The organism is Bacillus andreraoultii, assembly GCF_001244735.1.
GTDB lineage: Bacteria > Bacillota > Bacilli > Bacillales > Caldibacillaceae > Caldifermentibacillus > Caldifermentibacillus andreraoultii.
Genome location: NZ_LN868937.1, coordinates 311821 through 324051, shown reverse-complemented (window position 1 = coordinate 324051; position 12231 = coordinate 311821). Strand labels below are relative to the sequence as shown.

Below are 12231 nucleotides of genomic sequence, written 5' to 3'. Positions count from 1 at the left end.
TATCGAGGACATTTAAAGCCGACTTTGAACCAGTTTTTTCCATTACAACCGTTCTATTGGACACCTTGGTTCACATATCATTTTTCTTATACAAACTAACTAACCGCTTCACCATCAAAACTATATATCAATAGCACTTTAGGGGGAGAAAATTTGAAGAGTATTTACCGCAATCAATGGGATCTTTTTAAGGAATCCTATTTAAAAATCTTTATCTGGCTCTTTATTCTGTTTATTGCCAGTAGTTTTGCTGTTTACGCCATCATGGTAAAAAACCCTGATTTAGCAACGACACTCATGAATCAAGTGTCAAAAATGTTCGAGGAGAAGGATCTCATGGGACCTGATACAACTTCCTTTGAGCTTGCACTCGGGCTATTCAAAAACAACACGCTTGCTTGTATTACGTTACTCGTCACTGGTTTCTTACCGATTTTCCTTCCAGCCATTGCCATTCTCATTATGAACGGGGCCATTATTGGAGTCATGTTTGCATTTATGAACCTTAACGGACAAGCAATCATGCCGATGTTTTTTGCTGGAATTGTACCCCATGGAATTTTTGAGATTCCGGCAATTATCCTATCCGGGGCACTCGCCTTTTACGTTTCGCTCGGAGTTTATCGGAAAATCAATAACGGGAATTACTCTTTCCGTGCCTGTACGGTAAATGTGTTTAAAACATTTATTTTTATATGTATCCCATTACTTGTCTTTGCTGCCATTATAGAAGCCTTTATTACTCCACATATACTCGGATCTTTTATTTAATCTTCAATGATGCGCTCCTTTTTATAAGGGGCGTATTTTTTCTGAAATCTTGAATAAGTCCTCGGATGTAAAGAGTTGTTCCAATGATCTCCACTCTTTGCCCAAAGAGCAGTCTTAACCTTGTTCACTTTTGAAAAATTTTTTAATCCTCTATGCACGACTATACTCACCTTTTTTGACCGACAATTTGTCTACCATCGTTTCTCCAACCATCCTAAACACAACAAAACCTTAAGTACCATTTCCTTTTTCCAAAACCAAGTTGACATCCACACTACACAACTTATCCATAAACTTGTTATAATAAAAGAATGGACATTTCGGCTCTCAAGTTCGATTTCGAGAGACCATTCTCTTTCCTATGCAAAAAGGACTCCTAATGAAAGGATTGTTGAATGTGAATAATGATTATCGCCGTTGGGTTGATTACACAGATGAACTTTTTCAAAACGAAATTCTTCAAAAAGAGGGAAAGTTTCCACCATACTTACTGAACCTGTACGGATTAATGATTATAAAAAAGCTTGGGCAAATAGACCAATTTAAAATTCCACCTGAACAGAGACATCTTTATAAAATTGTCGTCAATGTTCGGTTATTGCGAAATTTGTTAAATTGGTTTGTCACAAGTCGCTATAGTTATGAAGAAATTGAAGATACATGTGGTCAATTAGTTGAGCATGTTTGTGAAGAAATTGAGGCTTCACTACAACGGTTACCGAAGCCCCAACCTTTTTCTTATGATCCTATTTGTGAGGAGCTTTTCCTCGATGTACGCGAGTTGCTCTTTATGGAAGGAGCATTCAAACATCGAATCCATTTCGTTTACTGGTTTTTGTGGAAGGAATTATTTACAAACACGAATTTACGAAAGCAAGAACTAGCATTTGCTGAGGAAACTGCAGGAAAAGGGGCTTCAGATTCTTCCTGGCAGTTTGCTTACATGTTTCAATTATTTTTCGCCGGACGTGTAGATGAGTCATTAGCAGCATTAGAAAAGACAGGAACTGAGCATTTAAGCTATGTTCTTCCCTTATTAGACCATTATGTAGACGGGAAAAACTGGAGCAATGTGACAAAGATTGCTGAATTTCTTCTCAATCATATCAATGACTATTTTATACTAACTAGCTACTCAGAAAAATATCAGCTCACCAGTTCTTTGGACGATGCATTTTACCAATATGCAGTAGAAACAAAACGATATGACATATATGAACAAATTCTCATTGCGACGTTTCCGTTTAGTAGTCGTAATCTCTTTATGTTATATTTTGATCAAAAAGAATACGGGAAGCTAATTGACTTTATGCATCTGACAAACAGTGACTATGTTTATAGTGAAGTTTTACGGACAGTTCAAAAGGAAGAACCACAATATTTATTGCCGTATTATCACCGTAAAGCACAACAGGCAATTAATCAAAAGAACCGCCAAAGTTATAAAGAGGCGGTCCGGCATCTGAAAAAATTAAGAACAATCTATAAGAAGTTAAAACAAGAAGATGTTTGGGAACAATTTTTCCAGCAACTTTTACAAGAAACGAAACGGCTACGTGCTTTCCAAGAAGAATGTCAAAGGGGTAAGTTAATCCATGTTGAAAATGAAACAATTTGAAATCAATTGTGTTCCATCAAAGGAAGGAAACTTTTATCTGTTTGCATTAACGGATGGAGAAATTGCCCAGCTTTCTGAATGGGTCCTTCCGTTGTTTCAATGGCATAAAGCAAGTTTTTACGGAACCAAACTACAACAAATTACAATCAATCTCCAAGTTGGAGAACGCGAATTTCCAGTAGAAGGAGTTACTCTTGATCCGTTTGAAATGATTGAATTGTATGGCACGGAACCATTTAATCAGTTCGTTCACTGGACGTTTGATGAGTTTTCCGAAACACTACTTGCCATTTCACCGGTTATTTATGATGCGATAACGGAAAATCATTTTACTCCTGACTTCGATTCATGGAAACAAGGGCTTTTTCAATGGATGGTACCAGATGAAGTTTGGCAAGAATTTTTACCTGCGTTTTGGGAGACACAAGTCCCTGTTTTGTTTATGGCAGATGGTAAGGAAACTCGTAAACCAGATAATATACGGATATTTGTTAAAAGGCTTTTTCATGAAGGTGTGGAATCTTACTTAGCCCACCAACCCCATGTTCAAGAGAGATGGCTTGCTCAAAAAGCGCTTTTACAAGAAGCTTACGAAGATGGATTAGATCTTTCCTCCTTTTTCGATGCAACTCGGTTTATGCAATGGGTTGGGATTGAGGAAAGTGATGTGCCGTTTACGATGGGGCTCCATCTTGAAGAACCGAAAGAAGACGGTGACTACTGGCAATTAACAACAGTGTTACGGGATGTAAAAAAACCAGATACCGTTGTCGCCTTAAATCCTAGTAAACGGGGTCGCAAACGAATTCCGAAAAAGTGGGAACCGTATCTTGATGAGGCCGTTCGTGAGCAAAAACGGATTGCACAATTAATTCCGTGGCTCGGTAACGACTCGGAGGATGATAACAATGGCTCAACGTCTCATCTTCTATTAAAAGAAGAACTTACAGAAAATGAAGCTTGGGAGTTTTTAACAAATGCAAGTGAAAAATTACTCTTACTTGGAATCGATATTCTTTTGCCATCATGGTGGGAGGCGCTGAAAAATGCGAATATGCGATTAAAAGCACGTGTAAAATCAAGCTCGAGCGGTCCATCCTTCGTCGGCTTAAATGCCCTTCTCGATTTCGAATGGCGTGTATCGATGGCCGGTGTTGACTTGTCTGAAGCTGAATTTCGCAAAATGATGGAAGAAAATCGACGTCTCATTAATATTGGTGGACAATGGATGAAGATTGATCCTGATTTTATTAAAAAAATGCAATCGATTATGGAGAAGGCCGAAAAAGAAGGAATGCGCGTTCAAGACTTTATTGAACAGCAATTACTATACGGTGAAGATCATGAAGCGTCTGAAGTCATTGACGAGGATAATGACCAACGAATATTCTCTCGCATCCAAATCGATATGCACCCAAGATTAAAACAGTTCGTCAATTCATTAACAGATTTAACGGATATCCCTGATTATGAAGTTCCACGAGCTTTTCACGGTGAATTACGCCCGTACCAAAGAAAGGGCATGAGTTGGCTTTACTTTTTACGGCAATACGGATTTGGTGCCTGTCTTGCTGATGATATGGGACTTGGAAAAACGATTCAATTAATCGCTTATTTGTTAATGGTAAAAGAAAATAGTGAAACGACAGGACCAAGCTTAATCATTTGTCCAACATCTGTTTTAGGGAATTGGCAACGGGAGATTGAACGGTTCGCTCCAAGTTTAAATGTGTATCTTCATTATGGTTCAAACCGCTCCAAGGGGGAAAGTTTCACGGAGATGGTGACTGAGAATGGCTACGATGTCGTATTGACTACATATGGCCTTTCCCATCTCGATGCCGAGGAGCTTTCATCCGTTAAATGGGAAGCAATTATTTTAGATGAGGCACAAAACATTAAAAATGCAAGTACAAAACAATCGAGAGCGATTCGTCGATTAAAAGGTGCCCACCACATCGCCCTAACTGGAACACCAATGGAAAATCGGCTCACTGAACTGTGGTCAATTTTTGATTTTATTAATAAAGGGTATCTCGGAAGTCTTGCCCGCTTCCAACAACGTTTCGTCATTCCAATCGAACGGGAACACGATCAACAGAAGATTGACGATTTACAACGACTCATTCGTCCATTTTTATTACGACGTACGAAGAAGGATGAAGAAGTTGCTCTCAATTTGCCGGATAAAATTGAGCAAAAAGAATACTGTCCACTTACCCCTGAACAGGCGAGTCTTTACGATCAAATTGTTAAAGATACATTTGACCGGTTGGCAACACTTTCTGGATTTCAACGGAAAGGCTACGTTCTTAAATTGCTTAACATGTTGAAACAACTGTGCAATCATCCTTCATTGTATTTAAAAGAAGACCAAGTTCGTGGTGTTTCGTTAATTGAACGATCCGCTAAATTGGAAAAACTCGTTGAACTGTTTGACTCGGTAATGGATCAAGGTGAGAGTGGTTTAATCTTTACCCAGTATATCGGTATGGGGGAAATGATTCAGTCTGTTTTAGAGGACCGTTACCAGTTAAAAGTTCCGTTCCTAAATGGATCAATGAGTAAGCAACAACGTGATCAATTAATTACGAATTTCCAAAACGGAGAGTTCCCGATTTTACTATTGTCACTAAAAGCTGGCGGTACTGGATTAAATTTGACAGCTGCAAATCACGTCATCCATTACGATCGTTGGTGGAATCCGGCAGTAGAGAATCAAGCAACCGACCGCGCCTATCGAATCGGGCAAACAAAATTTGTCCATGTTCATAAATTTATTACAACTGGAACACTTGAGGAAAAAATTGACGCGATGCTTGAGAAAAAACAAGAGTTAAACGATAAAATTATTCAAAGTGACCAATGGCTCGCCGATATGAGCGATGAAGATTTATTTGAGATATTAAAACTTGATTAATTGATTGTATATGAAGCAATCATTTCCTTCGAATCGTTATGGTTTGGGATTCTTGGAAAAGTACTTCCTCCGAGATTATATAAGTGTTACGGTTTTTTGGGGGATTTCCTTCTTCGCGATTGCACAAACATTACGGTTCAGTTATGAAATTCATGGCGAATAGGCTTTGTTCGGTCTATTCGCTTATTTATATCTTTTTCTCGCAACAAAACTATCTTTCTCGCTTGAAGGATATAAAATACCACAGTTTTCAGACTATGGATGTGACGAAATTTTATCTTATCTTTTGAACAACGCACACTTCTTTGACCCTGAAAGTGACATTCGAATTCGCGAATATGAGTAACACAACGGACAGGCTTCGTATGAATGGGCTTGTTCGTTTTTTGGGTTTTTAGGTATGGCGCATGACCACTTCAATACGATTGGCCAGGAGTTGGCGTCTATTCTCTTCTAGAGGACTTTTTTCCTTTTTCACCGCATATTGGGCGTCTAGAACCTTTCTAGATGACCGTTTCAACCTTTTTCTCCGCGATTTTGGCGTCTACAACCGCTCTACGTGACCTTCGTAGCCTTTTTCCACCGCAAATTGGGCACCTACACTAGTGAAATATCCTTTTTTCCATGGTAACCCAATAAAGAATAGAGCCTCCAGCCAAACAAAAAGACTAGAGTTCGCCGAAATGAAAGAGATTTTTTTGGCTTTTATCAAGTCGAAAAACTTTTCCCAGAGAATCGCCGCAGTTCGCCGAAAAAGCTTTTTTCTTCTTTGATGCAGTTGCTAAAGCCCTTCCTTGTGTGCTTATGCGCATAGGAAGGTAAAAATTGGAAGATCTATATTTTCCTGTTAGCTAAAAAAAAACCGGTCCAAATATTAGAACCGGTTGTTTGAAGGGTCTGTTGAGAGCGTACTTTGAGGAATTGTCTGACTCTTCTTTTTGATCTTTTGTTATGTTATGATACAAATACAACTACTTTCTCTGAGCAAGGCAGCCTTATCCCCACATTGGTTTCTACATAAAACCATCAACAAGGCCTCTTTGCTCTTTTCTTCTTCATGCGACTATTATTAAATAAAAATCTTTCATCTCATCCCCTAAAATTATCGAAAAGTATAATCCCCCAATTATACTTCCTCCGACATTTCATCCTTTATCCGATAAATCATCTAACTTTCTTCAATCCTTATCATCTACTTTTGGAAATTTTCCCCGTAAGTTTTTGAAAATACCACTATCATATGACTATACTACTTATTTTCCCATAAAAAATACGACCATAGATTTTTTCTTTCTCTATTAAAAAATGAATGTAAATCTTTCTTTGTCTCCACAATTAAATTAATACAATCCTTTTTTCACTTATCCTCATAGGTAATTCAATATTTTTCCCCGATATAAAATCAATTTCTAATATAGTAATTTCCATTTTTCAATCAATATTCTCTATTTTTCTTTAATCACTGTTATTACTTGATTTTATTGAACTCTCTATTTGTACTAATCTTTCCTCCAACAATGTAATTTTTTCATTGGATTTTCCAATCATTCGAATAAGTAGTTGAACCATCTCCTCCATTCGCAACATATGTTCATAGTTTGGCTGCATGTATCCACCTCCAAAAAATGACGACATCCTCCTCCATTAATGCACATGGCCCCCAATAAAATTCACATAATACTATTTGTCAACATTCATTATTCAGTTGCAGACTTTTTACATCACCTCCTCAACGTTTGACAGAAGCTTCAAATTCATGAACATAAACTACACGAGTAAATAGCTAATCACCGACTAGACATGTACGTACCTATATAGCCTGTTTGTAACGTCTCTTCCAATTACATACTTACAACAGCTATCATACCAAGAAACCTTCCTCTAATTACTTACTCATAACAGCGAGTTCTTTTTCCTCTGTTTTCTTGCTACTAAGAAAACGTACTTGGTCTGCTATTACTTCCGTTACGTATACTTTTTTCCCTTCTCCATTCTCATAATTTCTTGTATGGATTCGTCCCAATATACCTAGAACAGAACCTTTTTGGCAATATTGCACCGTATTTTCTGCAGCACGTCTCCAAAGTGTACACTGGACGAAATCCGCTTCAATATTCCCATTACTTGACCGATAGTTACGATTGACAGCTAACGTGACATTTGTCCATGGAATCCCTTCTTGCGTTAGTTTTAATTCCGGATCTCTTGTCAATCTTCCTACCAAAGTCACCTGGTTAATCAAACTTTTCCCTCCTTTCTTCATGCTACAAACATCATAGGATAAAGCACCTATGTTGTAAAATTTCTAAAGAGTCGATTTCGTTAAATTTTACTTGGTTTTTATCGCTTATTACTGGAGATTGCTTCGACATCTGATAGGGTTCTTTAAGTTAAGGACATTTTTTAACCTTTTATCAAGTTTTTCTCGTTACTTTTTTACTCATTATTTTTACTTAGTTTTTAGTAAAATTTTATCGAAAATTCCTGATAGGATATAAATAAAAATCATGGTAAGCTAGTAGTGAAATGTAAATATTGTGAGGGAGGTCACTTTTTGAAAACTTTTAAGCTTATCTCGTTCCAATTTCTCAATAAAGCGGGGAATATTCGTCAAATTCCACTTAAAGAAGCACTAATAATTAATATGGAAAATGACCAAAACACATGGGTGATTGAGTTATTTATCGATCAAATGTATTTAAAAGAATTAGAAGTTTATTCGAGTGATGAGGAATTTCCTGTAAGCGTTGTTATTACGAAACCTGAAAATGACCCGGCTAATTTCTTTGTAAAAATCGTTAAAAAGAAAATCATTGGTGAATTTGCAAGTGTTCTATTGGAAGGAAAATTAATTCGTTCAACTGGTTATGCTGAGCAATTGTTAGAGTCGCTTATGGAAAAAGGACTGGCTGGTGAGGAACTCTTACAAACTTTTCGTGAAGAAATTAAAGATAAGAAGCGACTTCTCGGAAAAGAGGATTCACTGGAAATGCCTTGAAATCCAGTTATGATTGTATCCCGCTTTTCCCAAAAGAAATAGACAGGGGTGTTTTCGTCACATTAGCCCCTGTCGATAAGAAGAGTTGATTATTCGTCTTTGTTATCCCGATCATTCCTATCTTTCTGGTCTTCAATTATATCTTCTCTATTCGTGTTGTTCGTTCCATTTCGATTTCCATTCGTATTGTCGTTATTGACCCCATTGTTGCCGTTATTTATTGTCCCGTTGTTGTTACCATCTACTCCTCCACCATTTCCTGTATCATTACCATCAGGAACCTCATCGTTTATATTATTTCCATTGGTATCATTTGTATCTGTGTTCACTCCATTGTTATCCCCATTATTGTTTGTTCCGTTTTTATCTCGCTCGTCATTGATATCTGGTGGTGCAGGATCATTGTCATCGCTGTTCGCACACCCCATTAAAAGAAGCGATGCAAACAAAGTACTACCGATTAATTTTATTATACGTCCCATCATCCGTCTCCTTTCTTTTCGAAAATAACTGTCAACCTTACTCGAGGTCTCTTGTTAGATTGCCCAAAAGAAAAGAATAACTTGCTTGTAAAAAGGGGGAAATTTAACCAGATAAGAAAATTATTTATGGAGTGAATCGGCGATAGATACATTTTGTGAAGAAAAAGAAAACTCAGGGACGCAAAAGCCTTTAGGCGAAACGAGAGCCTAGAGTTCGCTTAATAAGAAAGAGAGTTTTTCGATTTTGATGTTGCTGCTAGAGCCTTCTTTATACGCTTATGAGCATTGGAAAGTAAAAATAATTGGAGGATTTATACTTTCCTATTAGCCAAAAAAAGACTCTGTATAAGGATGGATTTTACCATAAAACAGAGCCGAACATTCGTATTTGACCTTTATAATGTATGTAAGACAAACAAAGCGTGATATTTATCATAATTGTTATTCAAACGATTGCTTATTCTTATCTATTACTGAATTGCAAACATAATTTCTGTCTCACAGGCAACTTCTCCATTAACCGTTGCAATTCCTTTTCCTTTCCCAACAGGGCCTTTTAAACGTAAAATTTCAACCTCCAGACGCAACTGATCCCCTGGTTTCACTTGTTTTTTAAACCGGCATTTATCGATTCCAGCAAACAGCGCTAATTTCCCTTGATTTTCTTCCTTTTTAAGCATCGCCACAGCTCCGACTTGTGCTAAGGCTTCGACAATCAAGACGCCTGGCATAACCGGATAGTCAGGAAAATGTCCTTGGAAAAACGGCTCATTTACCGTTACATTTTTTATTCCAACAGCTCGCTTTTCTTCCTCTAATTCAACAATTTGATCAACCAGCAAAAATGGATAACGATGCGGAATTATTTTTTTAATTTCATTCACATCCAACATAAAACCACTCCTTCAACTTTTTTATAAGAAAAAAATGACAAAGTACCTCTCTTGATCTCTTACGGTCATTTTACACATACATATATAACGAAAACTCATGTCTCGAGCCTTTAAGCGAAACAAGAGACTAGAGTTCGCTGAAAAAGCCTTTTTTCAGCTTCGATGTAATGCTGCTAGATCCTTCCTTGTGCGCTTATACATACAGGAAAGTAGGAATTGGAGAATTTATACTTTCCTATTAGCTAAAAAAAGGCAATCACGAAGATGCCTTTTCATTTGTTTTAACAATACCGTTTCCCCGTGCGGTAGAAATTTTTACTTTGAATTCGTTCCTTCGTTAACAATCTCTGAGATGTGAGTCCAAGTTGAGATTTTAAAAACATCGGTCGGCTTTCCATCACCAATTACACTATAGCCTATCAAGGCGCCAATAAAGAAAAATATAATAATAAATACAAGAACTAAAATGATGCGAAGCCAAATTGGAATCAAACGAACTCGTAACCGTTTTTTCTTTTCTTTCGGTTGTTTTTCTACTTGATTCTGTTTATTTTCCATTTTCCCCTTCGATTTCTCTTGAACAAAGGTTTTCTGTTTCGCATTCTCCACAACGGTCCAATCCCCTCTGATTATCAATTTTCAATACGTATATGCGTACTAGCGAATTCCATTAATCAAACCTTGCATTTGGTCTGCGATTGTAATGGCTTTTGCTTGAAATTGATATGCTCTTTGCGTTTGAATTAGATCAGTCATTTCTTCACCTATGTCAACATTAGATTGTTCAAGTGCTTGTTGTTTTAATCCGATTTGACCTCGCAGTCCACCTTCTAAATTTGTCACAAGCGCTGTTTCACCATTTAATTCAGTAGGTGCGACAAGTAAATTATCCCCTACTTTTTCCATACTTTGTACTTTATTCATTTGAACGATACCAATATTAAAGGTTGCACGAGTACCTGCATCATTTGAAAATATAAGCTGTCCGTTTTGTCCGAGTTGAACATTTTTTAACGTATTATTAAAAATAATTGGGTTGTTTTGTTCATCTAACACTTGATGGCCTTCACTTGTGACAAGCGCCACTTCATTGCCATTGATCGGTGATAAATAAAAAGCACCATCTCTTGTATAATGAACTGTATTTTCATTGCCCTTTGGTGCCATCACTTTAAAATACTGGTTTGGATCTGTTAAAGCAAAGTCTAGTAGTCGGTTTGTATTAGCAAATGAGCCTTGCGTTGCGACTGTTTTAACTTGGGTGATACCTGCTCCAGTTCCAAGGCGAATCCCGTTTGGCGTTAGTCTTTCCGTTTCTTCCGCTTGATTCCGTTGATTATTATGTTGTTGATACATCAACTCTGCAAAGGATGCCTTCTGTTTTTTATAACCAGTCGTTTGCGAGTTAGCTAAGTTATTGGCAATAACATCCATCTGTTTTTGTAATTGATTCATTGTATTACTTGCCGCAAAAGAGATTCGATTCAACTAACTCACCCCACTTATACTTTTCCAATTTCATTTACTGCTTTATCCATACTTCGATCATAAGCTTGTAATACTTTTTGGTTCGCTTCAAATGTACGATACGCCGTTAATAAGTTTGTCATCGTATCTGTTGCATCCACGTTCGACCGTTCAATATATCCTTGTTTCGTTGTGAACTGAACTTGATTATTATTGTATGCAGATGGCAAGGCGCCCTCATTTGCCTCGTAAAGCCCGTTAGCCGTTTTACTTAAGGAGTTTGGGTTTTCCGCATAAGCTATTCCTAATCGCGCCACATTTTGCCCATTTTGTTGGATAAATCCGTCCTCCGTTACAATAAAGTCGTCATTAAATAATTGGATTGGCTGTCCATTCGTATCAAGGACTAGTTGACCTGTTCCAGTTGTTAAATAGCCTGCACCATCCATTGTAAAGTTTCCATTTCGAGTATATTGCGTGCCACCCGATTGACTTTGTACAGTAAAAAACACATTTCCCTGCATACCATTATTACTTAGAGGCATAGTAATATTGTTTAAAGCGATGTCTGTCGTAAGCTCTGTTTTTGTTAAGTCGCCTTGGTTGAAGTTGGGTGTAACATCTTGTATGTAAACACCTGTATTTAGCGTACCTATTTGGTTGACTGTTGGAAGGCCACCATTCCTCTTTGCAGTTGTTGGTGTATTAATTCTTGAAAGTAGCATTTCCGGAAACGCACGGGTCGATGCTTGGTCAGCTTTAAAGCCAGGCGTATTTGCATTTGCTAAATTATTCGTTAACATTTCCGCCCGTCTTTGCCCAGTCAGCATTCCTGAAGCTGCACTATAAAAACCTTTGAACATGTTCTCCACTCCTTTCACCTTAGACTAATCTATATTTCATTGATTTAATTTTCTATGTCATTCCTTCTTATTATAAACGATTTCTTACAGTTAGACATTATTATTTTTCAATAACAGTAGGGAAATGATGGTATATTTCCATGGCTTCGTTAGGTTAGATGCTGGTTTTTATCGTATTTGGAGGAATATTCCTGCACCTTTTCCCGACTGCTCTGTCTC

At 37.4% G+C, this 12231-nt stretch carries 11 protein-coding genes; 4 read left to right on the top strand and 7 right to left on the bottom strand.

Annotation, left to right across the window (positions count from 1 at the left end):
- Positions 1–153: 153 nt before the first annotated feature.
- The 3 genes from BN2144_RS06950 to BN2144_RS06940 all read left to right on the top strand — a co-directional run bounded on the left by BN2144_RS06950 (position 154) and on the right by BN2144_RS06940 (position 5309).
- A complete protein-coding gene (locus tag BN2144_RS06950) occupies positions 154–771 on the top strand; it encodes a stage II sporulation protein M (protein ID WP_050632233.1) in 618 nt (205 codons plus the stop codon).
- A 379-nt stretch (positions 772–1150) separates the two neighbouring features.
- A complete protein-coding gene (locus BN2144_RS06945; RefSeq protein ID WP_033827536.1) occupies positions 1151–2389 on the top strand; it encodes a hypothetical protein in 1239 nt (412 codons plus the stop codon).
- Positions 2367–5309, top strand: coding sequence for a DEAD/DEAH box helicase (locus BN2144_RS06940; RefSeq protein WP_033827535.1), 2943 nt, complete (start codon positions 2367–2369; stop codon positions 5307–5309). The genes BN2144_RS06945 and BN2144_RS06940 overlap by 23 nt, the downstream gene beginning before the upstream one ends.
- A 1455-nt stretch (positions 5310–6764) precedes the next feature.
- Here the strand turns inward: BN2144_RS06940 and BN2144_RS19855 are convergent.
- Positions 6765–6917, bottom strand: coding sequence for a hypothetical protein (locus tag BN2144_RS19855; RefSeq protein ID WP_154665495.1), 153 nt, complete (start codon positions 6915–6917; stop codon positions 6765–6767).
- A gap of 277 nt (positions 6918–7194) precedes the next feature.
- On the bottom strand, positions 7195–7551 hold the full coding sequence (gene ssb / locus BN2144_RS06935; protein ID WP_033827534.1) for a single-stranded DNA-binding protein: 357 nt from the start codon (positions 7549–7551) through the stop codon (positions 7195–7197).
- Between the two features lie 312 nt (positions 7552–7863).
- On the opposite strand from ssb, the gene BN2144_RS06930 reads away from it, so the two are divergent.
- Positions 7864–8307 (top strand): YwpF family protein, encoded by a 444-nt coding sequence (locus BN2144_RS06930; RefSeq protein WP_033827533.1) that lies wholly within the window; start codon positions 7864–7866, stop codon positions 8305–8307.
- A gap of 89 nt (positions 8308–8396) precedes the next feature.
- On the opposite strand, the gene BN2144_RS06925 is transcribed toward BN2144_RS06930, so the two are convergent.
- The 5 genes from BN2144_RS06925 to BN2144_RS06905 all read right to left on the bottom strand — a co-directional run bounded on the left by BN2144_RS06925 (position 8397) and on the right by BN2144_RS06905 (position 12012).
- The gene (locus tag BN2144_RS06925) at positions 8397–8789 is read right to left on the bottom strand and encodes a hypothetical protein (protein WP_050632232.1); all 393 of its coding nucleotides are present in this window, start codon (positions 8787–8789) and stop codon (positions 8397–8399) included.
- 470 nt (positions 8790–9259) lie between these two features.
- Positions 9260–9682, bottom strand: coding sequence for a 3-hydroxyacyl-ACP dehydratase FabZ (gene fabZ, locus BN2144_RS06920; protein ID WP_033827532.1), 423 nt, complete (start codon positions 9680–9682; stop codon positions 9260–9262).
- A gap of 315 nt (positions 9683–9997) precedes the next feature.
- A complete protein-coding gene (locus BN2144_RS06915) occupies positions 9998–10291 on the bottom strand; it encodes a DNA-directed RNA polymerase subunit beta (RefSeq protein ID WP_033827531.1) in 294 nt (97 codons plus the stop codon).
- 48 nt (positions 10292–10339) lie between these two features.
- Positions 10340–11170 (bottom strand): flagellar hook-basal body protein, encoded by an 831-nt coding sequence (locus BN2144_RS06910; RefSeq protein ID WP_033827530.1) that lies wholly within the window; start codon positions 11168–11170, stop codon positions 10340–10342.
- Positions 11171–11184: 14 nt separating this feature from the next.
- Positions 11185–12012, bottom strand: a complete 828-nt coding sequence (locus BN2144_RS06905; protein ID WP_033827529.1) for a flagellar hook-basal body protein — start codon at positions 12010–12012, stop codon at positions 11185–11187.
- Between the last annotated feature and the right edge of the window lie 219 nt (positions 12013–12231).

Bases quoted from the DNA above. Each gene is read 5' to 3' on its own strand.
- BN2144_RS06945 (WP_033827536.1), top strand. From the start codon at position 1,151: ATGAAAGGATTGTTGAATGTGAATAATGATTATCGCCGTTGGGTTGAT.
- fabZ (WP_033827532.1), bottom strand. From the start codon at position 9,682: ATGTTGGATGTGAATGAAATTAAAAAAATAATTCCGCATCGTTATCCA.
- BN2144_RS06940 (WP_033827535.1), top strand. From the start codon at position 2,367: ATGTTGAAAATGAAACAATTTGAAATCAATTGTGTTCCATCAAAGGAA.
- BN2144_RS06905 (WP_033827529.1), bottom strand. From the start codon at position 12,012: ATGTTCAAAGGTTTTTATAGTGCAGCTTCAGGAATGCTGACTGGGCAA.
- BN2144_RS06925 (WP_050632232.1), bottom strand. From the start codon at position 8,789: ATGGGACGTATAATAAAATTAATCGGTAGTACTTTGTTTGCATCGCTT.
- BN2144_RS19855 (WP_154665495.1), bottom strand. From the start codon at position 6,917: ATGCAGCCAAACTATGAACATATGTTGCGAATGGAGGAGATGGTTCAA.